At 69.0% G+C, this 26,304-nt stretch carries 31 protein-coding genes, 2 tRNA genes and 1 riboswitch; of the genes, 15 read left to right on the top strand and 18 right to left on the bottom strand.

The genetic code is table 11. The features are described from left to right. Positions 1-42: 42 nt before the first annotated feature. Positions 43-1,575 carry a methyltransferase gene (locus tag KIT89_RS05995; protein ID WP_297603710.1) on the top strand — a complete coding sequence of 511 codons (1,533 nt, stop codon included), beginning with the start codon at positions 43-45 and terminating at the stop codon, positions 1,573-1,575. Here the strand turns inward: KIT89_RS05995 and KIT89_RS05990 are convergent. The 4 genes from KIT89_RS05990 to KIT89_RS05975 form a co-directional block, all read right to left on the bottom strand. Beyond that, complete coding sequence (locus KIT89_RS05990; protein WP_297603709.1) at positions 1,541-2,317, bottom strand: hypothetical protein; 777 nt, start codon at positions 2,315-2,317, stop codon at positions 1,541-1,543. The two genes, KIT89_RS05995 and KIT89_RS05990, sit on opposite strands and share 35 nt — an antisense overlap. Then, positions 2,314-3,225 (bottom strand): ABC transporter ATP-binding protein, encoded by a 912-nt coding sequence (locus KIT89_RS05985; protein ID WP_297603708.1) that lies wholly within the window; start codon positions 3,223-3,225, stop codon positions 2,314-2,316. The genes KIT89_RS05990 and KIT89_RS05985 overlap by 4 nt, the downstream gene beginning before the upstream one ends. Beyond that, positions 3,222-3,578, bottom strand: coding sequence for a GntR family transcriptional regulator (locus tag KIT89_RS05980; RefSeq protein WP_297603707.1), 357 nt, complete (start codon positions 3,576-3,578; stop codon positions 3,222-3,224). The genes KIT89_RS05985 and KIT89_RS05980 overlap by 4 nt, the downstream gene beginning before the upstream one ends. Before the next feature lie 62 nt (positions 3,579-3,640). After that, complete coding sequence (locus tag KIT89_RS05975; RefSeq protein ID WP_297603706.1) at positions 3,641-4,456, bottom strand: hypothetical protein; 816 nt, start codon at positions 4,454-4,456, stop codon at positions 3,641-3,643. A gap of 64 nt (positions 4,457-4,520) precedes the next feature. Between KIT89_RS05975 and KIT89_RS05970 the strand changes: the two genes are divergently transcribed. After that, complete coding sequence (locus KIT89_RS05970) at positions 4,521-5,381, top strand: DUF3097 family protein (protein ID WP_297603705.1); 861 nt, start codon at positions 4,521-4,523, stop codon at positions 5,379-5,381. A gap of 107 nt (positions 5,382-5,488) precedes the next feature. On the opposite strand, the gene KIT89_RS05965 is transcribed toward KIT89_RS05970, so the two are convergent. Then, entirely contained in the window at positions 5,489-5,692 is a 204-nt protein-coding gene (locus tag KIT89_RS05965; protein ID WP_055860048.1) for a cold-shock protein, read from the bottom strand. A 257-nt stretch (positions 5,693-5,949) separates the two neighbouring features. Between KIT89_RS05965 and KIT89_RS05960 the strand changes: the two genes are divergently transcribed. The 6 genes from KIT89_RS05960 to KIT89_RS05935 all read left to right on the top strand — a co-directional run bounded on the left by KIT89_RS05960 (position 5,950) and on the right by KIT89_RS05935 (position 10,442). Continuing rightward, the gene (locus tag KIT89_RS05960; RefSeq protein ID WP_297603704.1) at positions 5,950-6,465 is read left to right on the top strand and encodes a hypothetical protein; all 516 of its coding nucleotides are present in this window, start codon (positions 5,950-5,952) and stop codon (positions 6,463-6,465) included. A 9-nt stretch (positions 6,466-6,474) separates the two neighbouring features. Then, entirely contained in the window at positions 6,475-6,972 is a 498-nt protein-coding gene (locus KIT89_RS05955) for a DUF427 domain-containing protein (protein WP_297603703.1), read from the top strand. 60 nt (positions 6,973-7,032) lie between these two features. Continuing rightward, positions 7,033-8,103 carry a VIT1/CCC1 family protein gene (locus KIT89_RS05950; protein ID WP_297603702.1) on the top strand — a complete coding sequence of 357 codons (1,071 nt, stop codon included), beginning with the start codon at positions 7,033-7,035 and terminating at the stop codon, positions 8,101-8,103. A 232-nt stretch (positions 8,104-8,335) separates the two neighbouring features. Beyond that, a complete protein-coding gene (locus KIT89_RS05945) occupies positions 8,336-9,004 on the top strand; it encodes a M23 family metallopeptidase (protein WP_297603701.1) in 669 nt (222 codons plus the stop codon). A gap of 47 nt (positions 9,005-9,051) precedes the next feature. Further along, on the top strand, positions 9,052-9,603 hold the full coding sequence (locus tag KIT89_RS05940) for a GNAT family N-acetyltransferase (RefSeq protein WP_297603924.1): 552 nt from the start codon (positions 9,052-9,054) through the stop codon (positions 9,601-9,603). Continuing rightward, positions 9,600-10,442, top strand: coding sequence for a glycosyltransferase family 2 protein (locus KIT89_RS05935; protein WP_297603700.1), 843 nt, complete (start codon positions 9,600-9,602; stop codon positions 10,440-10,442). The genes KIT89_RS05940 and KIT89_RS05935 overlap by 4 nt, the downstream gene beginning before the upstream one ends. Before the next feature lie 28 nt (positions 10,443-10,470). On the opposite strand, the gene KIT89_RS05930 is transcribed toward KIT89_RS05935, so the two are convergent. From KIT89_RS05930 to KIT89_RS05920, 3 genes are read right to left on the bottom strand one after another with little or no spacing between them, the layout of a single operon-like run. After that, complete coding sequence (locus KIT89_RS05930) at positions 10,471-11,124, bottom strand: response regulator transcription factor (protein ID WP_297603699.1); 654 nt, start codon at positions 11,122-11,124, stop codon at positions 10,471-10,473. Continuing rightward, entirely contained in the window at positions 11,121-12,695 is a 1,575-nt protein-coding gene (locus KIT89_RS05925; protein WP_297603698.1) for a GAF domain-containing protein, read from the bottom strand. The genes KIT89_RS05930 and KIT89_RS05925 overlap by 4 nt, the downstream gene beginning before the upstream one ends. Further along, positions 12,695-13,552: a TerC family protein gene (locus KIT89_RS05920; protein ID WP_297603697.1), complete on the bottom strand. Its 858-nt coding sequence runs from the start codon at positions 13,550-13,552 to the stop codon at positions 12,695-12,697. Before KIT89_RS05920 ends, KIT89_RS05925 begins: the two co-directional genes overlap by 1 nt. A gap of 80 nt (positions 13,553-13,632) precedes the next feature. Then, positions 13,633-13,744, top strand: a riboswitch (TPP riboswitch). A 56-nt stretch (positions 13,745-13,800) separates the two neighbouring features. On the opposite strand from KIT89_RS05920, the gene KIT89_RS05915 reads away from it, so the two are divergent. From KIT89_RS05915 to KIT89_RS05905, 3 genes are read left to right on the top strand one after another with little or no spacing between them, the layout of a single operon-like run. Further along, complete coding sequence (locus KIT89_RS05915) at positions 13,801-14,433, top strand: ECF transporter S component (RefSeq protein ID WP_297603696.1); 633 nt, start codon at positions 13,801-13,803, stop codon at positions 14,431-14,433. Then, entirely contained in the window at positions 14,430-16,835 is a 2,406-nt protein-coding gene (locus KIT89_RS05910) for an ATP-binding cassette domain-containing protein (RefSeq protein WP_297603695.1), read from the top strand. Before KIT89_RS05915 ends, KIT89_RS05910 begins: the two co-directional genes overlap by 4 nt. After that, positions 16,825-17,319 carry an ATP-binding protein gene (locus tag KIT89_RS05905; RefSeq protein ID WP_297603694.1) on the top strand — a complete coding sequence of 165 codons (495 nt, stop codon included), beginning with the start codon at positions 16,825-16,827 and terminating at the stop codon, positions 17,317-17,319. Before KIT89_RS05910 ends, KIT89_RS05905 begins: the two co-directional genes overlap by 11 nt. A gap of 6 nt (positions 17,320-17,325) precedes the next feature. On the opposite strand, the gene KIT89_RS05900 is transcribed toward KIT89_RS05905, so the two are convergent. From KIT89_RS05900 to orn, 6 genes are all read right to left on the bottom strand, one after another. Further along, the gene (locus KIT89_RS05900; protein ID WP_297603693.1) at positions 17,326-18,543 is read right to left on the bottom strand and encodes a hypothetical protein; all 1,218 of its coding nucleotides are present in this window, start codon (positions 18,541-18,543) and stop codon (positions 17,326-17,328) included. Further along, positions 18,540-18,914, bottom strand: coding sequence for a metallopeptidase family protein (locus KIT89_RS05895; RefSeq protein WP_297603692.1), 375 nt, complete (start codon positions 18,912-18,914; stop codon positions 18,540-18,542). The genes KIT89_RS05900 and KIT89_RS05895 overlap by 4 nt, the downstream gene beginning before the upstream one ends. A 10-nt stretch (positions 18,915-18,924) precedes the next feature. Continuing rightward, complete coding sequence (locus tag KIT89_RS05890) at positions 18,925-19,434, bottom strand: DUF2017 family protein (RefSeq protein ID WP_297603691.1); 510 nt, start codon at positions 19,432-19,434, stop codon at positions 18,925-18,927. Continuing rightward, positions 19,431-19,679 carry an ATP-dependent Clp protease adapter ClpS gene (clpS, locus tag KIT89_RS05885; protein ID WP_297603923.1) on the bottom strand — a complete coding sequence of 83 codons (249 nt, stop codon included), beginning with the start codon at positions 19,677-19,679 and terminating at the stop codon, positions 19,431-19,433. Before clpS ends, KIT89_RS05890 begins: the two co-directional genes overlap by 4 nt. A 129-nt stretch (positions 19,680-19,808) precedes the next feature. Beyond that, a tRNA-His gene (locus tag KIT89_RS05880) sits at positions 19,809-19,884 on the bottom strand. Between the two features lie 38 nt (positions 19,885-19,922). Continuing rightward, positions 19,923-20,543: an oligoribonuclease gene (gene orn, locus KIT89_RS05875; protein ID WP_297603690.1), complete on the bottom strand. Its 621-nt coding sequence runs from the start codon at positions 20,541-20,543 to the stop codon at positions 19,923-19,925. A gap of 49 nt (positions 20,544-20,592) precedes the next feature. Between orn and KIT89_RS05870 the strand changes: the two genes are divergently transcribed. Next, positions 20,593-20,856, top strand: coding sequence for a thioredoxin family protein (locus tag KIT89_RS05870; RefSeq protein WP_297603689.1), 264 nt, complete (start codon positions 20,593-20,595; stop codon positions 20,854-20,856). Here the strand turns inward: KIT89_RS05870 and KIT89_RS05865 are convergent. Then, positions 20,828-21,265, bottom strand: a complete 438-nt coding sequence (locus KIT89_RS05865; RefSeq protein ID WP_297603688.1) for a hypothetical protein — start codon at positions 21,263-21,265, stop codon at positions 20,828-20,830. The genes KIT89_RS05870 and KIT89_RS05865 overlap by 29 nt on opposite strands. 33 nt (positions 21,266-21,298) lie before the next feature. Here KIT89_RS05865 and KIT89_RS05860 point away from each other — a divergent pair. Together KIT89_RS05860 and KIT89_RS05855 are read left to right on the top strand one after the other, a co-directional pair. Beyond that, positions 21,299-21,371, top strand: a tRNA-Arg gene (locus KIT89_RS05860). Between the two features lie 94 nt (positions 21,372-21,465). After that, on the top strand, positions 21,466-22,860 hold the full coding sequence (locus KIT89_RS05855; RefSeq protein WP_297603687.1) for an aminotransferase class V-fold PLP-dependent enzyme: 1,395 nt from the start codon (positions 21,466-21,468) through the stop codon (positions 22,858-22,860). A gap of 60 nt (positions 22,861-22,920) precedes the next feature. On the opposite strand, the gene KIT89_RS05850 is transcribed toward KIT89_RS05855, so the two are convergent. The 3 genes from KIT89_RS05850 to KIT89_RS05840 are packed head-to-tail and all read right to left on the bottom strand — an operon-like array spanning position 22,921 to position 25,672. After that, a complete protein-coding gene (locus tag KIT89_RS05850; protein ID WP_297603686.1) occupies positions 22,921-23,634 on the bottom strand; it encodes a hypothetical protein in 714 nt (237 codons plus the stop codon). Between the two features lie 34 nt (positions 23,635-23,668). Then, positions 23,669-24,646, bottom strand: a complete 978-nt coding sequence (locus tag KIT89_RS05845) for an EamA family transporter (protein ID WP_297603685.1) — start codon at positions 24,644-24,646, stop codon at positions 23,669-23,671. A 6-nt stretch (positions 24,647-24,652) separates the two neighbouring features. Further along, positions 24,653-25,672 carry an aldo/keto reductase gene (locus KIT89_RS05840; protein WP_297603684.1) on the bottom strand — a complete coding sequence of 340 codons (1,020 nt, stop codon included), beginning with the start codon at positions 25,670-25,672 and terminating at the stop codon, positions 24,653-24,655. 63 nt (positions 25,673-25,735) lie between these two features. On the opposite strand from KIT89_RS05840, the gene msrA reads away from it, so the two are divergent. After that, positions 25,736-26,263 carry a peptide-methionine (S)-S-oxide reductase MsrA gene (msrA, locus tag KIT89_RS05835; protein WP_297603683.1) on the top strand — a complete coding sequence of 176 codons (528 nt, stop codon included), beginning with the start codon at positions 25,736-25,738 and terminating at the stop codon, positions 26,261-26,263. The last annotated feature ends 41 nt before the right edge of the window (positions 26,264-26,304 follow it).

The raw sequence follows: 26,304 nt of genomic DNA, 5'->3' as shown, positions 1-26,304 counted from the left end.
CCCCGTGATTCGTGACACCCCTGGGTGGGGTTGGATAGGGGCGTGGATGCTGCGCTCGCCGTCCTGCTGCGCGCCGACCTGCTCGCGGCGCAGTACACGGTCGACCGGCTGCGGCAGCTGTGGGGCGACGACGCCGATGCGGCGCTCGCGCGGGGTGACCGCACTGCCGCTCGCAGAGCGCTCGACGCTCTCGACTCGAGCGCGCCCGACCCTGCGGCCACGCTCGCCCGCACCTTTCTGCTCGGCGAGCCTGCGCCCGCCGAGCAGCTCGCGGCTGCACTGCCGCACCTCGGGTCGGCGGGCGCGCGCGAGCTCGGGCTCGTCGACGGTGCGGGGCGAGCTCTGCTCGACCTGCGGCCCTACTCGGCGATCGACGGCTCGGGCGCGGTCGACTGGTTCGTGGTGTCAGACCTGGGTGAGCTCGCGCTCGGCGGCCCATTGCCGGCCGAGCACGTGCTCGGGGTCGGAGGTGCGTCGATCACGCTCGCCTCGCTGATCCCGACGAGCAGCGTCGACTCGGTGCTCGACCTCGGCACCGGCTGCGGCATCCAGTCGCTGCACGCGTCACGCCACGCGGCACGCGTCGTCGCCACCGACATCTCGGCGCGCGCGATCGACGTCGCGAGGCTCACGCTGCGACTCAACGGCATCACGTCGGTCGAGGTGCGGCAGGGCGATCTGTTCGCGCCGGTGCAGGGCGAGCGCTTCGACCGCATCGTGAGCAACCCGCCGTTCGTCATCACCCCTCGGCGCGCGGGCGTGCCGCTCTATGAGTACCGCGACGGCGGGATGGTCGGCGATGCGCTCGTCGAGCACGTCGTGCGCGGTGTCGCCGAGCACCTGGTGCCCGGAGGCACCGCGCACCTGCTCGGCAATTGGGAGTATCGCGACGGTGCTGACGGCCTCGACCGCGTGCGCGAGTGGATCACCGAGGCGGGCCTCGACGGCTGGGTCATCGAGCGTGAGCGGCAGAGCCCCGCCGAGTACGCCGCCACCTGGATTCGCGATGGCGGCACTCGCGTGGGCACTGCCGAGTTCGAGCGGCAGGCTGCCGAGTGGCTCGACGACTTCGCGGCACGGGGTGTGTCGTCGGTGGGGTTCGGCTACATCGTGCTGCGTCGGCCGACCGAGTCGACGTCTCGCATCGTGCGCACTGAGCGGCTCACGTCGCCCTTCGCGTCGGTGCCGACGGGCATCGGCGACCATCTGCTCGCCTGCCTGCGCTCGTTCGACGAGGCCGGCGCGCTCGACGATGCCGAGCTGGGGGGCAGGCGGCTTGTGGTGGCCGGCGACGTGACCGAAGAACGTCACTACTGGCCGGGGGAGGAGAACCCGACGGTGATCAGGCTTCGGCAGGGTGGCGGTTTCGCTCGCACCATCGACGCGGATGCTGCGCTCGCCGGCCTCGTCGGCGCGAGCGACGGCGAGCTCACGGTGGCCGAGATCGTCGGCGCCCTCGCCGACCTGCTCGAGGTCGACGAGGGCGCTCTGCGCGAGCAGCTGCTGCCTCAGGTGCGCGAGCTGCTCACCGTCGGGGTGCTCAGCCTTGCGACGGCGTCGCTCGACGCAGGATGAGCCAGGCCGCCAGTGCGCACAGCGCGGTGATGATGAGGCTCCACGCGGCCGAGCCGATGATGCCGGCTGCGACGAAGAACGCTCCCACCTGCTGCCACGCCTGCAGCCACGTGATGAGCACGGCCCCGCCGAGCACGAGCACGACGAGCCCTGCCCAGAACACGTACATGCCCGAGGCCTTCCAGCGCACGTAGACCGAGGCGGTCGCCGCGCCGATGCCGAAGAACAGCAGAAACGCGAGTGTGCCCAACAGCACTGCTTCACCCCAGGTGTCGAGCCCGGCGGTCGCCGTCTCGAAGAAGTTGAGGCGTATGCCCCAGCCGCCAGTGGCTGTCTCGATGGCCGACAGGGTCGCCAGCAGCGCCGCGTAGCCGATCGAGAGCATGACGGCGAAGACGCCGAATCCGAGCATGAAGTCGCGCCGGGTCGATCCGTAGCCGAGGGCGAGGTGGAACGTCTGGTTCACCGACTGCACGGCGACGACGAGCATGTAGACGAAGAGAAACAGGGCTCCGCCGTTGACGTTCGATGCCGACTCGCCCTCGGGCGGGATGTTCGCGCGGATGATCCCCCAGATCGCAGCGTTCACGAGCACGATGAAGGTGAGAATCAGCAGCGGGGTGTAGATCGCCGTCCACGGGTTGCCGAGCAGCAGGCGCACGACCGCTCTCACCCGGGCTGCGAGGGGGCGGGGGCGTGCCGAGAGGGTCGGCAGGCTGGGGGTGGATGCTGTGCTGGTCATCGTGCGACCTCCTCGACGAGTGCGTGCTGAGAGTGTTCGGTCGGGGCGCCGCCCGTCTGACGGATGATGAGCTGCTGCAGCGACACGGGCCCGACCTCGAGGCCCGCCGCAGCGGCCTCGCGTGCCACCATGTCGGTCATGCCGTCGACGGTCGCGCTGACGAACCCGCCGAGCCGCTCGCGGTGAATGACGTCGAGCCCGGCGACGACGCGCTCCACCGCGTCGGCGGGCCCGGCGAGCGTCGCGGCCCGAGCGCGCAGTGCGTCGACCGATGAGTCGATGATGATGCGGCCTTCGTCGATGACGAGGGCGTGCTCGAGCAACTGCGAGACTTCGTCGATCAGGTGGGTCGAGAGGATCACCGTGCGCGGGTGCTCGCTGTAGTCGGCGAGCAGCCGGTCGTAGAACGCTTGGCGCGCCACCGCGTCGAGCCCGAGGTATGGCTCGTCGAAGATGGTGAGGGGTGCGCGCGCCGCGAGCCCGACGATCACGCCGACGCTCGAGAGCTGTCCGCGTGAGAGCTTCTTGATGCGGCGGTCGACGGGCAGCCTGAACTCGTCGACGAGGTCGCGGGCGAACTGCGCATCCCAGTGCGGAAAGAACCGGGGTGCTGCCGCGAAGACGTGCCGGGGCTTGAAGTCATCAGGGTATCGCTGGCTCTCTTTGATGAAGCACAAGTGCTGCAGCACGCCGGGGTTCTCGACGGGGTTCTCACCGATGACGGTGATCGTGCCGCTGGTGGCGAACTCCTGCCCGGTGAGCAGGTGCATGAGCGTGGTCTTTCCCGCGCCGTTGCGCCCGAGCAGCCCGGTGATCGTGTTGCGCTCGAGGGTGAAGTCGACGCTGTCGACGGCGGTGATGCCTCGATAGCGTTTCGTGAGGCCGCGAGCCTCGACGAGAGGGGTCATGAGGCTGATTCCTTTCGAATGATGTCGATGATGTGGTCGGTCGAGAGCTGCAGCCCCCGCGCTTCGAGCAGCAGGGGCTGCACGAACTCGGCGGCGAAGCGTTCGCGCCGTTCGGCGAGCAACCGTTCGCGCGCGCCGTCGGCGACGAACATGCCGATTCCGCGACGCTTGAACAGCACGCCCGCATCGACGAGCAGGGTGATGCCCTTGAGGGCGGTTGCCGGGTTGATGCGGTGGAATGCGGCGAACTCGTTCGTCGACGGAACCTGCTGACCCTCGACGAGCGAGCCGTCGATGATCTGGTTCTCGATCTGCTCGGCGAGCTGCCGGAAGATCGGGCGCCCTTCGTCCACAGTGCCTGCTCTCGGTGCGTTGGTTACTTAGTCAAGTAACTAACCAGAGAACCAGGCGAGTGTCAAGCCCTGCGGTGCGTGCGCCAGTCGGGCACCGTGAGCAGTATGGCCGTCGCGCTCAGGGCGACCCCGAGCAGGCCGAACGAGAGGCTCGCGGGGCTCATGACTCCACCTGCTGCGAACGGCATGTCGTCGGGCAGGCTGATGCCCACCATGAAGTACGGAATCACGGCCGCCGTCACGATAACGCTGCCGGCGATGCACGCCGCGGCGAGCATGCGACGGCTCGTCAGCAGCCGGTCAGCGTTGAGCGATGGCAGCAGCGCCAGAATCGCGACTCCGAGCACCACCGCCGCCGAGAGCACGACCCAGAGGGTGAGAGCGATCGTGAAGGCGATGCGAGACCCGGCACCCCACGTCGCATACACCTCGTCGAGAGTGAGCAGCCCTTGCGCGATCGCGAGCGGCTGCTCGATCGCGAGCGAGTAGACCCCGAACGCGATGAGCCCGAGCAGTGCGAGCGCTGCCCCGATGCCCACTCGGCGTCGCAGCCCGGGGTCGGGGAAGGCGTCGGGCTCGGGGGGAAAGATGATGCGCTGGCGAGGCACGATCGGGTCGGCAGGTCGCGACCGCGCGGCGTCTGGCCCGACTTCGGCGAGGTCGACCCCGTCGAGATCGGCGATGATCGCGCCCGAGCCGATGCGCTTCACGCCGCGCACGAGGGCCGCAGCGTTGAGCACTGCGCCGAGCAGCACGAGCACGAGGCCCAGCCAGGCGAAAGCGGCCTGGCCGCCCGCCACGAAGGCGGCGAGGAAGGCGAGGGGAGCAAGCAGCAGGCTCGTCAGCCCCCACCGAAACAACTGGCCGGTCGTGCGCATGCGAGTCTCCTTGTCGTCGCGAGTCGTCGCGGCAACCCTAGCCGTCAGGTCGTACCCTCACGGAGTGCGTGACTATGACTCTGACGTGCTGTCTGGCGATTGGCGTGCGCACGGGCGCACAGTGGTGCTCGACGTGCCCGCCGACAGCGGACTCGTGGTCGAGCTGCCCGACGACTGCTCGGGTGCCGACTCCGCTGCCGGTTTCGTCGGCGCTGTCGTGCTCGTCGAGGCGGGCAATGTGCACCTCGAAGATCGTCACGGGCGGGTGCGCGTGTTTCCGCTCGGCGCCGGGTTCTTGGTCGAGGGCGAGCCCGTGCGGCTCGTCGCACCGGCGGCGGCAGTCGTCTCATCGGGGCGTGCTCGCACCGCGAGCGGTTCGTTCGCGGTGGCGGATGCTCGGGCCCGCGTCGCCCGCGCCAGCCGACTGTGGGTCGAGGGGCGTCATGACGCCGAGCTGGTCGAGCAGGTGTGGGGTGACGACCTGCGCGTCGAAGGCGTGGTCGTCGAATACCTCGAGGGCGCCGACCACCTGGCCGAGCGGCTGCTCGAGTTCGGCCCGTCTGCAGGCCGCCGCGTCGGGGTGCTGCTCGACCACTGGGTCGATGGCTCGAAAGAGTCGCGCATCGCCACTGAGGCGGTCGCGGCGGTTGATGCGGCGCACGTGCTCGTGACCGGGCATCCGTTCATCGATATCTGGCAGGCGGTGCGCTCGTCGGCGGTCGGCATCGCCGCCTGGCCAGTTGTGCCGCGCGGTGTCGACTGGAAGACCGGCACGTGCCGAGCGCTCGGCTGGCCGCACGAGAGCAGCGCCGATCGCGCGGCGGCCTGGCGGCGCATCCGCGCAAGCGTGCGCGGCTACGCAGACCTCGAACCTGCGCTGCTGGGGCGGGTCGAGCAACTGATCGACTTCGTCACGACCGACTGACGGTGCTGCAGAAATGACGAAAGCCGCCCCACGTCATCGGGAGGCGGCTTTCGTGGTGTCACGTCGAGTGAGTTCTGACGAACGGGCCTCGACGAGACCGGAGAGCACTAGAGGGGGCGGATGTTCTCAGCCTGCAGACCCTTGGGGCCCTGCGCGACGTCGAATTCGACCTTCTGGTTCTCGTCGAGCGAGCGGTACCCGTTCGACTGGATGGCGGAGAAGTGCGCGAACACGTCGGCGCTTCCGTCATCGGGGGTGATGAAGCCGAAACCCTTTTCGGCGTTGAACCACTTAACAGTGCCTGTCGTCATTGCTGACTCCTTGTTACTCACGGAGTTTCGACTGTCGAAACCACCAGTCGAACCACTCGTGAATCCTGCTCTATACGAGAGCACGTACTGCTTGCACGGCACGTTCGGATCGCCGAGGCGTATCAACTTCACTGCCGACAGTAGTGCACAGACCCGTGTTCGGGGGCATCCTTCACCGAGTTGTTACACGCCGAGTGCACAGCGCGCGCCGAGCGTAGCGCCGTACCGTGAGGGTCTCGACCCCCAGGAGTGACCCCATGAGCTTGTTCGACCGGTTGTTCGGAGCGCCCGCACGCGAGCCGGAGGGGCGGCAGGGCGCTGTTCGCGGCGACGACGAGCGGGCCATCGAACGCTATCGCTACCTGCTGCAGACGGCTCCGCCCGAGACGATCGAGCGAGTGCACGCCGAAGCGTTTGCGAAGCTCACCCCTGAGCAGCGCCGGCTGGTGTTCGACGAGCTCGCCACCACGGCCCCCCGCGGCGAAGCGCCTGCCGACGACGAGCCCGGCACTCTCGCGCGTTCGGCCACCCGCGCCGAGCTGCGCAGCCCAGGGGCCATGGAGCGCTCGCTCTCGGGCCCGTCGTTCGGCCAGATCGTGGGCGCCTCGCTCGTCGGAACCGTCGCGGGCTACGTCATCGGCTCAGCGCTCGCGAGCGCCTTCTTGCCGCCGTTCGACCCCGGGGTCGCTGATGCGGGCGGCGCGTTCGATGCGAGTGGCGACCCGGGCCTCGACAGTGGCGGGTTCGCCGACTTCGGCGACTTCGGGTTCTAGGCGGCCGTCGTGGCGAGGTTCGAGCGCGCAGTGCCGGGGCCGGGGCAGGAGTCGGTCTGGGACTACCCGCGACCACCGCGCGTCGAACCCCTGCACGCCCGAGTCACCATCGAGCTCGGCGGGCGCATGATCGCCGATACGACGGCGGCTCTGCGGGTGCTCGAGACGAGTCATCCGCCCGCGATCTATCTGCCGCCCGAGGCGTTCGTCGAGGGCGCACTGCAGCCGGCCGACGGCTCGTCGTTCTGCGAGTTCAAGGGTCGCGCGCGATACTTCGACGTCATCGGCGGCGACCGTCGGGCGGCACGTGCGGCCTGGTCGTATCCTTCACCGAGCCCAGGGTTCGAGAGCATCACGGGCTACGTCTCGGTGTACCCGGGCCGCATGCAGCGGTGCACGATCGACGGCGAGACCGTCACTCCGCAAGAGGGCGACTTCTATGGCGGCTGGATCACGGCGAGCATCGTGGGGCCCTTCAAGGGCGCCCCCGGAACCTGGGGCTGGTAGCGACGTCGCTTTTCGGGCCTCCGAACTGCGGTCGAACGCCGTCGCTGAGAAGATGGCGAGGTGAATGAGCCATCTCGCGCTGAGATTCGACGCTGGCGCCGATATCTCGCCGACGAGCGCGCCGAGGCGGCCGTCTACCGCGACCTCGCGTCACGCCGCTCGGGCGATGAGCGTGAGATCTTGGTGGCGCTCGCCGACGCCGAGGCCAGGCACGAAGCGCACTGGGTGAGCCTGCTCGGCGAGCACGCAGAGCGCGTGCCGGCTGTCTCGATGCGCACTCGGGTTCTCGGTTTCTTCGCGCGACGCTTCGGCAGCGTCTTCGTCTTGGCGCTGGCGCAGCGCGCAGAATCGCGTTCGCCCTATGAGGCGGATGCTCACGCGACGCCGTCGATGGCGGCAGACGAGCGCATCCACAGTGAGGTGGTCAGGGGTCTCGCAGCGCGGGGTCGCCAACGACTCTCTGGCACCTTTCGTGCAGCCGTGTTCGGCGCCAACGACGGGCTCGTGAGCAACCTGGCGCTCGTCATGGGCATCGGAGCAGCCGGGCTCGGCCCTGGCGCCGTGCTGCTCACCGGTCTCGCGGGCCTCCTCGCCGGCGCCCTGTCGATGGGTGCGGGGGAATACGTGTCGGTGCGATCGCAGCGTGAGCTTCTCGAAGCGTCGACTCCTGACCCCGACGCGCACCATGCACTGCCGCACCTTGACGTCGATGCCAACGAGCTCGCCCTGGTGTACCGGGCCCGAGGAATGGCTGCGGTCGAGGCAGACGACCACGCTCGGCGCGTGCTGGCCGAGTACGAACCGGTGGCGGCCGCGCGCGCCGCCGAGGTCGACGTCGAGAAGCACGAGGCCATCGGCTCGGCGTGGGGCGCCGCCGGGTCGAGTTTCGCGTTCTTCGCCTCCGGGGCGATCATTCCGGTCATCCCCTATCTCATCGGGCTCGAGGGCATCACGGCGGTGGTCGTCGCAGCGGTGCTCGTCGGCATCGCCCTGCTCATCACGGGCGCCATTGTCGGGGTGCTGTCGGGGGCCTCGCCGCTGGCCCGCGCCCTGCGGCAGCTGGCGATCGGCTACGGAGCGGCAGCGGCGACCTACCTGCTCGGGCTGGCGTTCGGGGCCTCGATCGCCTGATCGTTCGGACGCGAACAGGGGTTTCCCAGGTTCATCGGCAACGCTGGAGTGTTGGCGCCGAAGCCGACAGGGGCGAGTGCCGCCGGTGTGACGCTATCCGCCGGGCGGGTGCTATGACCTCCTGACCTCACGAGTCAGCTCCTCATTGCGGGCGTGGCGAGGTCGAACGCGCAATGACGTGCACTCACCGTGTCTCCGGCCTGACCGCCGCCACCAGGAAGTCACTCTTCTCATGCTCCATCTGGTTCACCCTTCGCTCGCGCGCGCCGCCGCGCTTGATCCGCACAGCCTCCGCCATCGCGCCCTCGTGGGGGCGACCGCGCTCGTCGCCGCCGCAGCGCTGCTCATCAACGCTGTTCCGGCGGCGATCGCCGTCGCCGACGAGAGCGACGATGCCCCGCCCGTGAGCCAGGTGTTCGCCGCCGCGTCGATCGCCGCCGCGCCGATCGAGAACCTCGAATACACGGTCGACGCTCGGCCCCCGCTCATGTACCCGGTCGGGGCAGGGGCGCCGGTCGGCAGCCCGTTCGGGTATCGCACGGCCGCCTGCGGTGCGTGCTCGACCAATCACACCGGCATCGACTGGAACCCGGGGCGCGGCTTTCCGATCGTCGCGATGGCCGACGGGGTCGTGAGCAAGGTCGTCACCTCGGGCAGCTCGCTCGGCGTCTACATCGTCATCGACCACGTCGTCAACGGGCAAGCGGTCTCGAGCGTCTACGGGCACATGGAGCACGGCTCGATCAGGCACGCGGTCGGTGATGAGGTGCGAGTCGGCGATCAGGTCGGCACCGTCGGCAGCACCGGCGTCACCACGGCGCCGCACTTGCACTTCGAGATCCGCATCGGCGGCAGCCCCATCAACCCGGCCCCCTGGCTCGCCTCGAACGGGGCGCAGTAGGGCACCCACCGCTCAGCGCCTGCACTTGCTACGCTCAGCACGTGCCGATGAGCCCCCAGCAGTTGAGTCGACACGTCGGCTATTCGTTGCGGCCGCTCTCGGTGAGCGACGCGCCCGAGATCGCGCCGCTCAACGACGCCGCGTCGCCGGCCGTGCCCGCGACGCCGACGAGCGATCTCGCCCGGCTCATCACGGTGGCAGACCTCGCCCTGGGGCTCGAGCGCGAGGGCATTCTGGTGGGCTTCGTCATCGCGATCGCCCCTGGCGCCGACTACGACAGCGAGAACTACCGATTCTTCGAGGCGCGTGCTGTCGATCACCTCTATGTCGATCGCATCGTCATCGCCGAGAGTGAGCGCGGTGCGGGGCTCGGCGCAGTGCTCTACGACGCCGTCTTCGACGCGGCGAGGCGGCAGGGTCGACGCGAGGTCACATGCGAAGTGAATCTCGACCCGCCCAATCCGGGCAGCCAGGCCTTTCATGCTCGACTCGGATTCGTCGAAGTGGGCACACAGCGCACCAAGGGCGGTTCGATCATGGTGTCGCTGCTCGCGGCGCCGATCACCGCTGACACTCACGACGACGGGCCACTCTCATGACCGCACTCGCAGCGCTGCCCACCGTGTCGATCGTCATCCCCGCGTTCAACGAAGAGTCGACCATCAGGTCGTGCGTGACGGCCGCGCTCACGCAGACGGTGCCGGCGCACGAGATCATCGTCGTCGACAACCTGTCGACCGACCGCACGGTCGACATCGTCACCGAGCTGCAGCAGGCGAACCCCGACGCGCCCCTGCGGTTGCTCAGCCAGAACGTCGAGCAGGGGCTCGTGCCCACTCGCAACCTGGGCCTCGACAGCGCCGTGGGCGACGTCATCGGGCGCATCGATGCCGACTCAGTGCTCGAGCCCACGTGGGTGGCCGAAGTGCAGAAGGCCTTCGTCGACCCGACCGTTGCGGCGACGACCGGCCCCGTGCTCTACTACGACATGCCGCTTCGCCGGTTCGGGTTGCGCGCCGACGACACCCTGCGCCGCGCCATGCTCAAGCTCGCGCGCGAGTACAGCTTCGTTTTCGGCAGCAACATGGCACTGCGCGCCACCGCCTGGCGGGCCATTCGCGACGACGTGTGCCGAGACGAAGAAGACCTGTTTCACGAAGACATCGACATCTCAGTGCACCTCTACGATGCGGGGCTGCGTGCCGTCTACGTTCCGACGATGGTGACGGGCATGTCGGCCCGCAGGGTCGACGACAGCCCCCGAGACTACGTCTCGTACGTCGGCCGCTTCGACCGCACCTACACCCACCACAACGTTCGCAATCGCGCCTTGCGAGCGCCCGCGTGGGTGTTTCTCGCGGTCTACCCGATCGCCAAAGGACTGCGCTGGGGGCACCAAGAACTGGCAGCCCGGCGCGCGAGGCAGACGGCGTCATAGCAGCGGGGTCGCGCCACGACCGAGCTGCTCAGCGCTGCTTGCCGTTCTTGGGCATCCACTCGGTGGCGAGCACGGCCGCTTGCGTGCGTCGCTGCATTCCGAGCTTCGACAGAATGCCGCTCACATAGTTCTTGACGGTCTTCTCGGCGAGAAAGAGGCGCGCCCCGATCTCGCGATTCGAGAGGCCCTCGGCGATGAGCGCGAGAATGTCGGTCTCGCGGGGGGTGAGCGCGTCGAGCGGAGACGCGGCCGAGGCATCGTGCGCGCGGCTCAGCACTCGCTCGGTGACGGCGGCATCGAGCAGTGTCTCGCCCGCCGACACGCGACGAATCGCCTCGATCAGACTCGTGGCCCGCACCTCTTTCAGCAGGTACCCGTTGGCGCCGGCGAGCACGGCAGCCAGCACTGCTTCGTCGTCGTCGTACGAGGTGAGAATGAGGCACCCGAGCTCGGGCCGCTCTGACTTGAGATCTCGGCACACATCGATGCCGCTGCCGTCGGGCAGTCTGCCGTCGAGCACTGCGACGGTGGCGCCCGACGCCAGAATCGCCTCGGCGGCGCCCGTCGCGACCCCTGCCTCTCCGACGACCGTGATGTCGTCTTCCTGCTCGAGCAGGTCGGCGATGCCGCGGCGCACGATCTCATGATCGTCGAGCAGAAACACCATGACAGAAGAGTTCATCGTGCCTCCCAGGGTACGCTCCACCGCACGAGTGTTCCCTGGGGTGAGGCTGGTTCGATGACAAAGCTACCCCCGCGCTCGTGCGCCCGGGCCGCGAGATTCGCGAGCCCGCTGCGGCGCGCGGTCTCAGACATGCCCACCCCGTCGTCGCGAACCGTGACGACGACGGCGGCACCCCGCACCGCCACACTCGCCTCGACCGTGGTGGCGTGCGCGTGCCGCATCACATTCGACAGGCCCTCTCGCAGCACCGCGGCCACCTCGTCGCCGAGCTCGGTGTCGACGAGCGTGTCGACCGGCCCGCTGAACTCGAGCCGAGAGTCAAGCTGCTCGCCGTCGAGGGTCTCGCGCACCAGCGTGTTGATGCGAGCGCGAAGGCTGTAGGTCGCCGCGCTCGGAGGGCTCGAGAGCTTGTAGATCGCGAGACGAATCTGCCGGATCGTCGAATCGATCGCGTCGACCTGCGCCGCGATCTTGCCCCCCGTCGGGGTGCTCGGGTCGCCCACGACGCTCTGCAGGGTGAGCCCCACCGCGAAGAGGCTCTGGATGACGTGGTCGTGCAAGTCGCGCGCGATGCGCTCGCGCTCGTCGGCGAGCGCGATGCGCTGCTCGTCGACGCGGGCCCCGGCGAGTTCACGAGCGATGGTCACCGAGCGGGCAAAACTCGTGATCGTGGCGCGCTCGGCGTCGGTGAAGGGGTGACCGCTGGCGCTGCGAGCGATGCCGAGCTCGCCGACGGGCCGATCGGCGCTGCCCTGCATCGGCACGATCAGCACCGGGCCGTGCCCGTCGGTGCCCGCCAGTCGCGCGAGCTCGCTGCGGGCATCGTTCGACGCGTCGTCGGCGCTCACGAGCGCAACGTGCGTGGCCTGCGCGAGTTCGCGCACGACCTCGATGATGGCGGCCTCGTCGTCGCCGTCGACAGCACCCGAGAGCAGACGCTGGGTGAGCTTCTCTGATTCGGTGAGCCACCGGCGGTCGTTCTGCGACTGCTCGTAGAGCCGCGAGTTGGCGATCGCCGTGGCCGCCATGCCGGCCAGTGTGGCGATGATCTCTTCGTCGACCTCGTCGAAGGCTCCGTCGCGGCGCTCGGTGAGGTAGAGGTTGCCGAAGACGGTGCCGTCGATATCGATGGGCACGCCGAGAAACGAATCCATGGGCGGGTGGTGGGCCGGAAAACCCACTGAGCGGGCGTCGTGCGAGAGATGATCGAGACGGATGCTCGCCCCCTCGGTGATCACCGCCCCCAGAATGCCCTTGCCGCTCGGCGGCTCGCCCATCAGCCGCACCTGCTCGTCGCTCAGTCCCGCGTGCAGAAAGCGCTCGAGCCTGCCGTTCGGGCCGATGACCCCGAGTGCGCCGTACTGTGCTCCGACCAGTTCTCGAGCGACGGCGACGATGCGCTGCAGTGCGGCGGTGACGTCGAGGTCTTCGGCGAACACTTGGGCGGCCGAGACCAGCAGCCCCACCTTGTGGTGGCCCTCGTCGAGCGTGTCGGCGCGCTCGAGAATGCGCCGCACGAGCACGTCGACGGCTGGGCCCGACTGCTGCTGTGCGCCTTCGGCAGTCATCACGGCGCTCCGTCTGGCTGGTTCATGGCGTCGAGGGCGGCGAGCGATCGGCGCTCGGCGCCGAGCGGCACGGGGGTGATGCGCGCGGGGCGCGGCTCTTTCACGAGCGTCGGTCGCAGTTCGACAGGCTCGGGGGCTGTGGCGCGTCGCTTCGCCTGGCCTCGACGGTAGAGCAGGTTGAGCACCTCGACACCGATCGCGAACGCGATGGGGCCGTAGATGAGCGCCTTGTCGATGTGCACGTCGAAGCCTTCGGCGATGAGCGTGGCACCGATGAGCACGAGAAAGGCGAGGGCGAGCATCTTGACCGTGGGGTGGCGGTTGACGAAGTCGCTGATCGCCTTGGCGGTGAAGAGCATCAGCACGATCGCGATGACGACAGCCGCGATCATGATCCAGAGCTCGTCGACCATGCCGACCGCGGTGATGACCGAATCGAGCGAGAACACGATGTCGATGAGCAGAATCTGCACGATGACGCCGCCGAACGTCACCGCCTTGCCCGTGCGAGCGTGGCCCTGCTCGCCCTCGAGCTTCTCGTGAATCTCGACCACGGCCTTGTAGACGAGAAAGAGGCCGCCGAGTATCAAGATGAGATCTCGGCCCGAGAAGCCCATGCCGAACAGCTCGAAGATGTCGGCGGTGAGGCCGATGATCCAGGTCGCGGCGAAGAGCAGCGCGATGCGCATGAACATCGCGAGCGTCAGCCCGAGCACGCGTGCCCGATTCTGCTGCTCTGGCGGCAGTTTCGCGGCGAGAATCGAGATGAACACGACGTTGTCGATGCCCAGCACGATCTCGAGCACGAGCAGTGTGGCGAAGGCGATGAGCAGCTCGGGCGAGAAGGCCAGTTCCATGCCTCGAAGCCTAGTTGGCACGGGCGTCGCTGCGACCGGTCGATCCACGGCGCACGGGTCTGCCTGGGGGCCGTAGACTGGTGCTCGTACACGGGAGTCCGGTGAGCCGGGCTGAGAGGAAGCTCATTTCAAGCTTCGACCGTCGAACCTGATCCGGATCATGCCGGCGCAGGGAGGACTTCTCGCACCCGTGCCGACCGAAACCGCGGGTGCGACCGTCGTGCCCGCGCAGAGCGAAAGGCACGCACATGGTCAGCACTGCAACCACTACCCGCACTCGCCCCTCGATGAGGTGGCGCGTCGTCGATATCGTCGTCGCGAGCGTGCTCGGCGTCGCCGGCGGTCTCGTCTTCACCCTCTGGAATTTGGTCTACTCGCCCCTCACCGCGCCGATCGAAGCGGTGCTGCCCGGGCTGCAGGCGCTCGTCTACGCCGTCTGGCTCTTTCCGGCGGTGCTCGTCGGCCTCATCGTGCGCAAGCCGGGCGCTGCCCTCTACGGCGAGCTCGTCGCCGCCGCGGTCTCGGCGCTGCTCGGCGGCTTCTGGGGCTGGACGGCACTCGCGTGGGGCCTTGTGCAGGGCCTCGGCGCCGAGATCGTGTTCGCGCTCTTCCTCTACCGAGCGTGGAGTCTCGTGCCGGCGATCGTCGCGGGCATCGGCGCCGCCGCTGGTCTCGTCGTCATGGACCTCACGTTCTACTACGCCGCGGCGCGCCCCGAGTTCATGGTCGTCTACGCGTCGAGCGCCATCGTGTCTGGCGCGCTCATCGCGGGTCTCGGCAGCTGGCTCATCGTGCGCGGGCTCGCCCGCACGGGCGCGCTGTCGCGATTCGCCGCCGGGCGCGAGATCGCCGCTCGTGAGGAACCCCCATCGACCTCGTGACGACGACGGGCGCCGCGCTGCGCGCGGTCGGCTGGAGCTGGGTTCCGGCCGGCCGCACGACACCTGTGCTCGACGACCTCGACCTCACCATCGCGCCGGGTGAGCGCGTGCTGCTGCTCGGAGCCTCGGGCAGCGGCAAGTCGACCCTGCTGCAGGCGTGGGCCGGCGTGCTCGGCGGCTCAGACGAGGGCGATCAGCGCGGCGAGCTGCTCGTCGACGACCGGTCGCCGGGCGAGGCACGCGGGCGGGTGGGCCTGCTGCTGCAGGATCCGGATGCTCAACTGGTGCTCGCGCGCGCTCGAGACGACGTGGCGTTCGGGCCCGAGAACCTCGGGGTGCCTGCCGCGCAGATCGCCGAGCGCGTCGACGCCTGTCTGGCAGCCGTCGGGCTCGACCTGCCCGACGGCGCCGAGGGCGCCAGGCTGTCGGGCGGGCAGCGTCAGCGGCTCGCGCTCGCCGGAGTGCTCGCGCTCGAGCCCGCGGCACTGCTGCTCGACGAGCCGACCGCCCAGCTCGACCCCGCAGGAGTCGTGCAGGTGGCCCGCACGGTCGCCGAGCTCGTGCGCGATCGCGGGTTGACGCTCGTCGTCGTCGAGCACCGTGTCGACGTGTGGGCCTCGCTCGTCGACCGCGTGATCGTGCTCGACGGCGGGCGAGTCATCGCCGATGGGCCGATCGACGCGGTGCTCGCCGAGCAGGGGCAGGCCTTGGCGGCGCGCGGCGTGTGGGTTGCGGGGCGTGAGCCCGAGCATCCGGCACCGGCGACGGCCCCGGCCGGTGCGCCGCTCGTGCGCTGCGAGGCCCTCGATGTGCGGCCCGCCGGGGGCGAGCCGATCGAGCTCGGGCTCGACCTGACGGTGCGCGCGGGCGAGGTCATCGCCCTGACCGGGCCCAACGGCGCAGGCAAGAGCACGGTGCTGCTCACCCTCGCCGGCCTGCTGCCGCCCGCGGGCGGGCTCATCGAGGCACTCGAGGCAGGCTCGCCCACCGAGTGGAGTTCCGCCGAGCTCGCCGCGCGCTTCGGCGTCGTCTTTCAGAACCCCGAGCACCAGTTCGTCGCCGGCACCGTGCGCGACGAACTGGCCGTGGGGCCGCGCGCACTCGAGCGCGCTGCCTCGCGCGGGCGCGGTGCGTCGCCTGAGGCGGGGCCACCAACTGCCGCGCGTGTCGACACGCTGCTCGATCGGCTCGGCTTGCGGCGGCACGCGGGCTCGAGCCCCTTCTCGCTGAGTGGAGGCGAGCAGCGCCGGCTCTCGGTGGCGACAGCTTTGGCCACGGCACCGCCCGTGCTGCTGCTCGATGAGCCGAGCTTCGGCCAAGACGCGCGCACGTGGGCCGGGCTGGCGGCGCTGCTCGCCGAGCACCGCGACGCCGGGGGAGCCGTCGTCATGGCGACGCACGACCGCGCCCTGGTCGAGGCGCTCGGCGCGCGCGAGGTCGCCCTGCCGGCGCTCGACTCTCGACCCGAGGCCGAGCAACCCGCTCAGGCCGAACTCGCTGAGCCTCTTGCGTCCGCTCGACCCGGTGTTGCCGACGCCGGTGGGCGTGTCGGCGACGACACGCCGAGCGCCGGAGAAGGTTTCCGGGGCGAGCGGACAAACTCTGCCGCGCGAGCGGGCGTCGACGCCCGGGCACGACTCGACGCGCGGGCGCCGCTGGGCGAGCGGCTCAACCCCGTCGCCGCGATCGCGGCCTCGCTCGTGCCTGCCCTGCTGCTGGTCACGACGATCGACGTGGTGTCGGCCGCGGTCGCCGTGACGCTGCAGTGGCTGCTGATACCCCTCTTGGGCATCCCGTGGCGCACCCTGCTGCGCCGCATCGCCCCGATTCTCATCGCGGCCCCGTTCGCCGCGATCACGATCGTGCTCTACGGGCAGTCGAGCGGCACTGTCTACGCCGAGTTTCTTCTCGTGCAGATCAGCGATGGCTCGATCGAGCTCGCCTTCGCCACCCTGCTGCGCATTCTCGCCATCGGGGTGCCCGCGATCGCCCTGTTCGCGCGGCCTGATGCGACGCGGTTGGGGGATGCTCTCGGTCAGAATCTGCGACTGCCGAGTCGATTCGTGCTCGGGGGTGTCGCCGCACTGCGCCTGCTCACCGTGCTGCGCGACGACGCGCGCATGCTCGAGCGGGCGCGTCGCGCGCGCGGCATCGGCGACCGCAGTCGCGTGCGTCGCGCCGGAGGGTTGGTGTTCTCGCTGCTGGTGCTCTCGATTCGCCGCGGTTCTGCGCTCGCGATCGGCATGGAGGCGCGCGGCTTCGGCGCGCCCGGCCCGCGCACGTGGACTCGCCCCTCGCCGTGGCGTCGCTCAGACACGGCTGTGGTGGTGGTCGCGATCGCGGTGGCCGTCATCGCCGTCACGACCGCCGTGCTCGTCGGAAGCTTCAACAGTGTCATCTGACCGGCCGCGCATCACCCTCGTCGACGGGCGTTCCGGCTCGGGCAAGACGACGTTCGCCACCGCGCTCGCGACGCGCACGGGCGCGCAGCTGCTGAGCCTCGACGACGTGTACCCGGGGTGGGACGGCCTCGAAGCGGGCGAGGCGCACGTGCTGCGGCACGTGCTGCGGGCGATCGCCGAGGGCACGACCCCGCGCTGGCGGTCGTGGAACTGGGTGGATGCTCGCCCCGGCTCGTGGCACGACCTCGACCCGCGCCGCGCGCTCGTCGTCGAGGGCTGCGGAGCCATCAGCCCCGCGGCCCGTGCGCTCGCCGACCACGCCATCTGGATCGAGCTGCCCGACGATGAGCGTCGGCGTCGCGCGATCGCTCGAGACGGTGAGGCGTTCGCGCGCAACTGGCAGCGCTGGGCGCGGCAGGAGGAGTGGCACGCCCGGCTGCATGATCCGCGCGGCATGGCCGACGAGATCGTCGCCGCCGAGTGAGCGGGTTCAGCGCGTCCAGCGCTGGATGACCGTGACAGGGTCGGCGAAGCGCCATGCGACTCCTGGCTCGCTGATGCCGCCGGTCGAGGTCAGCCGCACGACCTGGTCGACGCCTCGTGCGGTGATGACGAGACTGCCGGCGTCGGTGCCGCGAACGATAGTCGAGCGGGGGGCGAGCTCGAGTCTCGTGCTCAGCTCGTCGAGGTCGGTCGAGCTGACGCTCACCGCGCTGCCGGCGACGAGCGTCGTCGACTGCCCCCACTCTGACTGCAGCTCTGCGACGACCTGACCGGCGCTGACGACCTCGACCGCTCGCACCGACTCGCCGAGCGAGGCGACGATCTCGCGTGCTGCGCGCTCGGCCTGGGGGTAGCTGGGCTGGCCGAGCATCGCGACCGAGACGAGCTCGGTGCCCACGCCGGGCACGGCGATCGACACGATCATGAGCACGCACACGGCGGCGGCGTCGGTGTACGACCGCACGATGCCGATGGTGCCGGCATCGGCGATGAACGCCGCCTGGTCGACGAAGCGCACGCCGGCGCTGGTGTCGCGCGGGCGGCGCTCGAGCAGATCGCCCAGCACCGGATGCTCGATGGTCAGCTGCCCGAGCCGTGCCAGCTCGTCGGCGGTCGAGCGTGAGCCAGCATCCAGGCCGGTTCCGTCGACGACGCTCGACTGCTCGAGCCCCTGGTCGGCGAGCCAGGCGTTCGCGGCAGCGAGGTAGCCCTCGAGGTCGCCGAAGACGTCGTCGATGAGCAGTTCGGCGGTGTTGTTGGCCGAGCCCAGCAGGGTGGCGGCGATGAGGTCGTGGCGAGTCCAGGTCTGGCCGAAGCCCACCGCGACGGTGCGGGCGCCGACGGCCGAGAGCTCGCGGTAGCGGTCGACCGCCTGCTGGTCGATCATGAGGGCGGGCCCGGGGCTGCCGAGGGTCAGCGGCTCGGTCGCGAGCACGACGTTGACGAGCACCACTTTCGCGACTCCGGCGATGGGTCGAGGGTCTGCACTGCCCGCCGACACGATCGATCCCGTCTCGGTGAGTGCGGCGGTCGAGCCCGACTCTGGCAGGGCGAGGGTCTCGCTCCAACTCGCTTCGAGGTCGATCGGCCTCTCGACGGCCTGCAAGCGCGGCACCGGGCTCAGCAGTGCAGCCGCCCCATAGGCCGCGCCGGCGACGACGGCTACGGCGACGATGGCGCTCGTCACGCGCCGAGCGCGGCTCACGCCCACCCCAGTCGATGCAGCTCGTCGTCGTCGATGCCGAAGTAGTGGGCGATCTCGTGCACGAGGGTCACGTGAATCTGGTCGCGCAGCTCGTCGAGGTCTGCACTGATGGCGAGCAGGGGCTCGCGGTAGAGGATGATGCGGTCGGGCAGCTCGCCGAAGCCGTACTGCCCGCGGTCGGTCAGCGCGGTGCCCTCATAGAGCCCGAGCAGGTCGAGCGAGCCGTCGTCTGGGCGGTCTTCGACGACGAACACCACGTTGTCGAGGCCGTCGACCATCTCGTCGGGCAGCTCGTCGAGCTCGGCGACGACGAGCGCTTCGAAAGCCTCGGTGTCGAGGTCGAGCGCGGGCTGCGCGTCGTCGTCGGTCACGGTGCCGGCCTCACGTCGAGTCAGCCGTGTCGAGCGCGTGCACGAGCCCGTCTTGCATCCAGGCGAGCAGCTCGAAGAGTTCGCGCAGCCCCGGCTCTGCGAAGGTGCCCTCGTCGCCGTCGACGACGATGCCCATGCGGTCGGCGATGACGAGCCGCAGGTCGGCGATGCCGCGCACCCAGTCGAGGGCCCCCTCGGTCGTCAACGCCACGTCGACCGCCGTCTCAGCGTCGACGATGGGGGCGAGCGCGGTCGAGAGGGTGCGGGCGAAGCCGATCTTGCGGTCGACGAGCCCTCGGCGACTGAGCCGCTTCCACTCGTCGGCGAGCTCGGGGTCGGCGCGATAGGCATCGGGCAGCAGGCGACGAACAGCGGTGTCGAGGTCGGCGCCCGGCTCGAGCGAGCCGGCGAGCAGCACTTGCAGCTGGTCGGCGAGCGAGACCAGAATGCGCGCCTCGGTGGGTTCGACCGTCACCGTGCAGACCTCGGCGCTCGCCGCCTCAGGCAGCGCGATCTTCACTGCGGCGCCTTCTCGACGGTGGCCCACAACCCGTACTCGTGCATGGCCTCGACGTGACGCTCCATGTGCTCGCGGTTGCCTTCGGCCACGACTGCCCGACCCTCGTTGTGCACCTGCATCATGGCGTGCTCGGCCGTGCGAGCATCCATGCCGAAGTGTCGGCGGAAGACCCACGAGACGTAGCTCATGAGGTTGACGGGGTCGTTCCAGACGACGGTCGTCCACGGCACTTCGGCGGCGTGCAGGGGCTGCTCGGCGAGCTTCTCGTCAAGCCTCGGCGCGGCCGTCGTCGGGGGAGTCACGTCTTCAGTCTGCCGGTCATTGCTGAAGACGCCCGCAGTACAGGCCGATGACTCGTGAGGTGACGCACAACTTGGGGTGAGTAACGGGGCTTGAACCCGCGACCTCCTGGACCACAACCAGGCGCTCTGCCAGCTGAGCTATACCCACCATGCTGGCTCTCTTGCGAGAGCCGACACGACAGTCTATTACAGCCGAGACTCCCACTTCGCAACGACCTCAGTGGCGATGAGCTGCGCGTCGTCTGAGCTCGGCCCCGGGTCATCGACGAACCCGGCTCTGCGGTAGTAGTCGAGCTCGCGAATCGACTCGAGAATGTCGGCGAGGGCGCGGTGCCCGCCGTTCTTCGCCGGGGCGTTGAAGTAGACGCGCGGAAACCACCTGCGCACGAGTTCTTTGATGCTCGAGACGTCGACCGACCGGTAGTGCAGGTGGGCGTCGACGCGCGGCATGTGCTTCGCGATGAACGCGCGATCGGTGCCGATGGTGTTGCCCGCGAGCGGCGCCTGCCCGGCGGTCGGCACGTGCTCGGTGATGTAGGCGAGCACCTGCTGCTCGGCGTCTGCCATGGCGACACCGGCGGCGAGCTCGTCGAGCAGCCCGCTCGACTTGTGCATCTCGGTGACGAACTCGCCCATGTTCGCGAGGCCCGCCTCGGTGGGAGCGATGACGATCTGGAAGCCCGGATGCACGGGCTCGAGCTCGTAGTCGGTGATGACCACCGCCACTTCGATGAGGTCGTCGACCGACAGATCGAGCCCCGTCATCTCGCAGTCGATCCAGACGAGGCGGTCGGTCGTTGAACTCACTGAGCAAGTCTATCGAGGCGCTCAGACCCCACTCGCCTACGCTGGAACGGTGCGACTCGACCTCTACACCTCAGCCTTCTGCGAACCCTGCCACCGGGCGCGCGAGGTGGTCGCCGAGGCGCAGCGGCTCGTGCCGGCCCTCGAGGTGACCGAGCGCGATGTCGCCTTTCACCAAGAACTCGCGGCAGACCTCGAGATCACGAGCACGCCGACGACGATCATCTTCGACGCCGAGGGGGCAGAGGTGCTGCGCGCGAGCGGCGTTCCCACGCTGCCTCGACTGCTCACGGCGCTGGCGCAGAGCCTCGACTGAGGTCGGCGAGCGCTGCGCGAACGGCCACCTCGAATGCGCTGACCGAGCCGTCGAGCGCCTCGAGCTGGGCGGCGTCGAGCAGCGGTTCGAGCACTCCGCCGTGCTCGACGAGCACGACGGGCGCGCTCGAGCCCACCGCGGCCTGCTCGCGATCATCGAGCTCGTTGAGGTGCCGAAGGTCGACGGGTATGCCGAGCGCTGCCACGAACGCGTCCCACTCGCGCTTGCGCCGCACGGGTGAGTGGGTGATGTCGCACAGTGCGCAGCTGACGGTGCCCAGCGCGTGGCCGATGATGTACCGCAGCTCGCCGACGATGCCGCCGTCGGCGTTGTACACGCCCAGAATGCGATCGACCAATGGATGCCCCTCTCGACTCCGCTCAGCGTGGCGGGCTTCTCTGGGGGTCACCCGAGAACCTGCTCCGGTACCCTTGATCAGCCAGCCCTCGTAGCTCAGCGGATAGAGCAGGAGCCTTCTAATCTCTTGGTCGCAGGTTCGATTCCTGCCGAGGGCACTGGAGTGAATCTCGTGGTGCTTCAGAGTCATACGCCCCCGAACGACCCGGCGGTAGACTCGCCTGCACAACCATCCTCACAAAGGAGTGCGGCGTGAGCCAGAAGCGAGCCGTGTCGTTGAGCGAGCTGTTACCGCAGCCGATTCAGGGCATCACCGATCTCAAAGCCACTTTCGGCGAGTGGGAGGTGCACGAGAGTCAGCATGTCGACCCCGACCAGGTGCACGCCGTGCTCGGCGAGCTCGTCGAGCGCCTCGACGCCGACTTTCCGTACTTCCACCCGCAGTACGCCGGGCAGATGCTCAAGCCCCCGCACCCGGTTGCGGTCGCCGCCTATGTCGCGACGATGCAGCTGAACCCCAACAACCACTCGATCGACGCGAGCCGCGCCACCACCGTCATGGAGCACGAGGTGCTCGACCAGCTCGCCGCCATGTTCGGCTACCCCGCCGACTACATGGGCCATTTGACCTGGAGCGGCACGACGGCCAATCTCGAGGCTCTCTGGGTGAGTCGCGAGATCGCGCCCGGCAAGGCGATCGCCCATTCGACTGATGCCCACTACACGCATTCGCGCATGGGCGAGGTGCTCGGCATCGACACCGTGGGCATCGCGACCGAGGCCGACGGCCGCATGAGCCTCGACGCCCTCGAGCGCGAGCTCGCCACGGGGCGCATCGGCGTCGTGGTCGCCACCCTCGGCACGACCGGGCTCGGGGCGGTCGACCCGCTCGCCGACATCATTCCGCTCGCTCGCGAGCACGGGGCGCGCGTGCACGTCGACACGGCCTATGGCGGGTTCTTCACCATCATCGCCGACGAGCTCGACCCTGAGACCGCGCGGCATTTTCGCGCCATCGCGCAGGCAGACTCTGTCGTCGTCGACCCGCACAAGCACGGCCTGCAGCCCTACGGCTGCGGGGCGGTGCTGTTCAACGACCAGTCGATCTTGCGCTTCTACCACCACGAGTCGCCCTACACCTACTTCGCGAGCACCGAGCGGCACTTCGGCGAGATTCAGCTCGAGTGCTCGCGAGCGGGGGCGAGTGCAGCTGCGCTGTGGGCGACGCTCAAGGTGTTCCCTCTGACGAGGCAGGGTCTCGGGGCGATCGTGCTGCCCGGCTATCGTGCGGCGCAGACCTGGCACGGGCTCATCGCCGAGAGCGACATCCTGCAGCCGTACCAGCGCCCTCAGCTCGACATCATCACCTATCTGCCGCGCGTGCAGCGCATGTCAGAGCTCGACCGTGTCAGTCAGGCGATCTTCGAGATGGCCGCCGACACGACGAGGCCGCAGCAGACGCACCTCGCCACCTATGTGGTGACCCCTGCGCAGCTGCAGGCGCGCGGCATCGAGCTCGAGCACGATGCCGAGCGAGCCCGCATCATGCGCAGCGTGCTCATGAAGCCCGAGCACGAACCCCTCATCGCCGAGATGCATCACCACGTGTCGATGTGGTCGCGTCGCGCCTACGAGGCCACGCACTGAGCGCCAGCCGGGTCGGCTGAGCACACCGCGCCGACAGGATGCTCGAGCGCGGTCTCGGCGTCACACCGAGCCGGGCAGCACTCTCTCTCGCACGCTGCTCGCCGGTCGAGGGTGCGTGATGATGAGGGGCATCGTGCCCGTGTGCACGGCGACAGAGCTCGGCGGCTCGGGAGTCAGCGTCGTGCGGTCGTCGGTCGTGCCAGGTGACGAGACCCAGGCAGACTCCGGCTCGCTCACCGGCGCGCCGTCGATCGGGCTGCTCGGCCGGTACTCGTTCGATGCGTCGATCGACCACTGCTCGAGGTCGGCGCCGAAGAGCTTCTTGGCCGAGCGGGGTTTCTGGCTCCACTCGATGAGCCGATCGCGGTAGTCGCCGAGGGTCTGCAGCGCTTGAAAGCGAAAACCAGACGAGTCGCGCTTCATCGACTCGAGCTGGTGAGAGGCCCATGTGGCCGCGAGCCCCGACCCGGCGATGGGCAGCAGCCTGATGCGCGTCTCGCTCTCGGCGATGAGGTGCTCGAGTTGCACCCGCTCGACCTCGCCGAGCTCGTGCCAGTGGGCCGACTTGCGGCCCGCGAGCACGAAGCCGCTCACGGCCGCGGCGAGGGCATCCTGTCGATGCAGCGCGATGAGGCGGCGAACCGCACCCTTCGCGATCACCGCGGCGATGACGCCGGCGACCACGATGGCGACAGCCGGAATGACGGCACCCGACATCACGCGCCACCCCGCGTCTGTTGCCAGCCACGCTAGAAACTCGTTCCCCCAGTTCATAGAGGGCAGAGTACCCCCCAAAAGGGGGTAGAACCTAGCGGACCTCTGACCCTTCCGGCTGACTCACGGTTGTGATAGGGCCTGTATTGAGTGCGAGGTCTGCATCGACGACCGTCTTCGACACGCGCGCCGACTGCGCCAGGATGATGCCTGCAAGCACGATGGCGGCGCCGATGATCTGCACCAGGTCGAGCACCTCGCCGAGCCATAGCCACGCCACCGCGAAGGCGAACACCACCTCGCTCGACGCCACGATGCCCGCGGCCGTCGCCGGAAGGTGCCTGAGCGCCGCGAGGCTCAGCAAGAACGGCGCGAACGAGCCCATGACGATGTTCCAGGCCAGGGGCAGCACCATCGGAACCTCGAGCACGGCGTTGGCGCCCCCGATGTCGACGGGTTCGGCGAAGATCGAGGGCGATAGCTCCCACCAGCCGCTGACGAACGACCAGAAGACCGCGGCGATCGACATCGTCCAGAACGACACCGCGAGAGGCGAGATACGCGCGACCTGCCGCTCGCCCACGAGAAAATACAGTGCCAGGCACACCGCCGCGGCCAGGGCGAGCACCACGCCGAGCGCGTCGAGTGTGCTCGCCCAGACCTGCGCGACGACGGCGAGCCCGACGAGCACGAACGCGATCGCCACCCACAGTCGGGCCTTGACCGGCTCTTTCAGAATGAAGAAGGCCACGAGGGCCACCATGAGCACCGCTGTGTATTCGAGCAGCAGGGCGATGCCGACGGGCAGCAGCTGCACGGCGGCGGCGTAGGTGGCCTGCAGCAGCGCCACGCCGAACACGCCGAGCACGATCATGACCGGCCACTGCGAGCGCGGCAGACGGAAGGCTCGGCGGTCGAGCACGAGCAGCACGAGCCCCGCGATGAGTGCCGTGCCGACGAGTCTGAACTCGGTCACCTGAGCAGGGCTCAGCCCCGCCTCCATGGTGAGCTTGGTGACAGAGCCGTTCGCGCCGAACAGCAGGGCAGCGAGAAGGGCATAGAGGTATCCCACGGTCGGCTAGCGGGTGCCGGTGCCGTGCACGGCGTGCGGTTCGATCGCCGCGAGCTCATCGTGCGACAAGGGCGGCCCGTCGAGCGCGTCGAGACTGTTGTCGAGCTGCCGCACACTGCTCGCACCGATGAGCGCGCTGGTCACCTGTGGATGGCGCAGAACCCACAGCAGAGCGAGCTGCGCGAGCGACTGACCGCGAGCCTCGGCGATCGCGTGCAGCGCTCGCGCTCGGCTCAGGTAGACGTCATCGATGTTCTCGCTGCTGATCCAGCGACCCTCGGCCGCGCGCGAATCGGCGGGAATGCCGTCGAGGTAGCGAGCGGTGAGCAAGCCTTGAGCGAGCGGAGAGAACACGATGCTGCCCAGTTCGAGCTCAGCGAGGGCATCCAGCAGCCCCTCCTCCATGCGCCGATCGAACATGTTGTACCGAGGCTGGTGAATGACGAGAGGCACCCCGAGCTCGCGCATGATGCGGTGCGCCTCGCGCGTCTGCTCAGCGCTGTAGTTCGAGACCCCGGCGTAGAGCGCCTTGCCGCTCGTGACCGCTGTCGCGAGTGCTCCCATGGTCTCTTCGAGGGGAGTCTCGGGGTCGGGTCGGTGCGAATAGAAGATGTCGACATAGTCGAGGCGCAGTCGCTTGAGGCTCGCGTCGAGCGAGCTCAACAGGTACTTGCGCGAACCCCACTCGCCGTACGGCCCCGGCCACATGTAGTAGCCGGCCTTGGTCGAGATGATGAGCTCGTCGCGGTACGGCGCGAAGTCGTGGGCGATGATCGCGCCCGCGTTCTCTTCAGCACTGCCCGCCGGCGGGCCGTAGTTGTTGGCCAGATCGAAGTGGGTCACACCGCGGTCGAACGCTCGACGCAGAATCGCGCGCTGCGTCTCGATCGGTCGGTCGTCGCCGAAGTTGTTCCACAGGCCGAGAGAGATGCGCGGCAGTCTGAGACCGCTGCGCCCGACGCGCGCATACTCGAGACGCTCGTATCGGTCGTCAGCGGCGACGTAGGGGTCGTGGGTGTTGGCCATGTGACCAGCGTACGACCGGCTGGTACTCGGCTCGCACACGCCTCCCGGCCCTAAGATTCGGCCATGCGAACCTTTCACCTGGCCGGCGGCTGCTTCTGGTGCCTCGACGCGGTCTACCGCGTGCTCGACGGCGTGCACGATGTCGTGTCTGGCTACACGGGCGGGCACGTCGAGAACCCCTCCTACGAGCTCGTGTGCACCGGCTCGACCGGTCATGCCGAAGCCGTGGCGGTCACCTTCGACCCCGACGTCATCCCTGCCGACGTGATTCTCGATGTCTTCTTCACGCTGCACGACCCCCGGCAGCTGAACCGGCAAGGAAACGATGTCGGCACGCAGTACCGCTCGGCCATGTTCTACGCAGACGACGAGCAGAAGGCGCTGTTCGAAGCGGCGCGCGACCGTGCCTCCGATTACTGGGAGGGCGGCATCGTCACCGAGATCTCGCCGCTCTCGACCTACTACATCGCCGAGGACTACCACCAAGACTTCTTCGCCAAGAACCCGGGGCAGGGCTACTGCCTGGCCGTGGCGCTGCCGAAAGTCAACAAGATTCGGGCGTCGTACGCGCCGTACGTCAAGGCTTCCTGAGAGCATCCACGCCCCCTCGACAGCGCGGCGCTGTCGGCGTA

Source organism: Microcella sp., from assembly GCF_025808395.1.
In the GTDB taxonomy this organism is placed as follows: Bacteria; Actinomycetota; Actinomycetes; order Actinomycetales; family Microbacteriaceae; genus Microcella.
Note: the sequence above shows the minus strand (reverse complement) of the source record. Positions and strands in the feature narration are given on the sequence as shown.

What these genes read in the sequence shown, in the direction of transcription:
- KIT89_RS05965 (WP_055860048.1), bottom strand. Translation starts at nt 5,692, where the DNA reads ATGACGACAGGCACTGTTAAGTGGTTCAACGCCGAAAAGGGTTTCGGC.
- KIT89_RS05840 (WP_297603684.1), bottom strand. Translation starts at nt 25,672, where the DNA reads ATGGCCAACACCCACGACCCCTACGTCGCCGCTGACGACCGATACGAG.
- KIT89_RS05920 (WP_297603697.1), bottom strand. Translation starts at nt 13,552, where the DNA reads ATGGAACTGGCCTTCTCGCCCGAGCTGCTCATCGCCTTCGCCACACTG.
- KIT89_RS05940 (WP_297603924.1), top strand. Translation starts at nt 9,052, where the DNA reads ATGAGCCCCCAGCAGTTGAGTCGACACGTCGGCTATTCGTTGCGGCCG.
- KIT89_RS05960 (WP_297603704.1), top strand. Translation starts at nt 5,950, where the DNA reads ATGAGCTTGTTCGACCGGTTGTTCGGAGCGCCCGCACGCGAGCCGGAG.
- KIT89_RS05990 (WP_297603709.1), bottom strand. Translation starts at nt 2,317, where the DNA reads ATGACCAGCACAGCATCCACCCCCAGCCTGCCGACCCTCTCGGCACGC.
- KIT89_RS05915 (WP_297603696.1), top strand. Translation starts at nt 13,801, where the DNA reads ATGGTCAGCACTGCAACCACTACCCGCACTCGCCCCTCGATGAGGTGG.
- KIT89_RS05935 (WP_297603700.1), top strand. Translation starts at nt 9,600, where the DNA reads ATGACCGCACTCGCAGCGCTGCCCACCGTGTCGATCGTCATCCCCGCG.
- KIT89_RS05945 (WP_297603701.1), top strand. Translation starts at nt 8,336, where the DNA reads ATGCTCCATCTGGTTCACCCTTCGCTCGCGCGCGCCGCCGCGCTTGAT.
- KIT89_RS05925 (WP_297603698.1), bottom strand. Translation starts at nt 12,695, where the DNA reads ATGACTGCCGAAGGCGCACAGCAGCAGTCGGGCCCAGCCGTCGACGTG.
- KIT89_RS05930 (WP_297603699.1), bottom strand. Translation starts at nt 11,124, where the DNA reads ATGAACTCTTCTGTCATGGTGTTTCTGCTCGACGATCATGAGATCGTG.
- msrA (WP_297603683.1), top strand. Translation starts at nt 25,736, where the DNA reads ATGCGAACCTTTCACCTGGCCGGCGGCTGCTTCTGGTGCCTCGACGCG.
- KIT89_RS05975 (WP_297603706.1), bottom strand. Translation starts at nt 4,456, where the DNA reads ATGCGCACGACCGGCCAGTTGTTTCGGTGGGGGCTGACGAGCCTGCTG.
- KIT89_RS05985 (WP_297603708.1), bottom strand. Translation starts at nt 3,225, where the DNA reads ATGACCCCTCTCGTCGAGGCTCGCGGCCTCACGAAACGCTATCGAGGC.
- KIT89_RS05850 (WP_297603686.1), bottom strand. Translation starts at nt 23,634, where the DNA reads ATGAACTGGGGGAACGAGTTTCTAGCGTGGCTGGCAACAGACGCGGGG.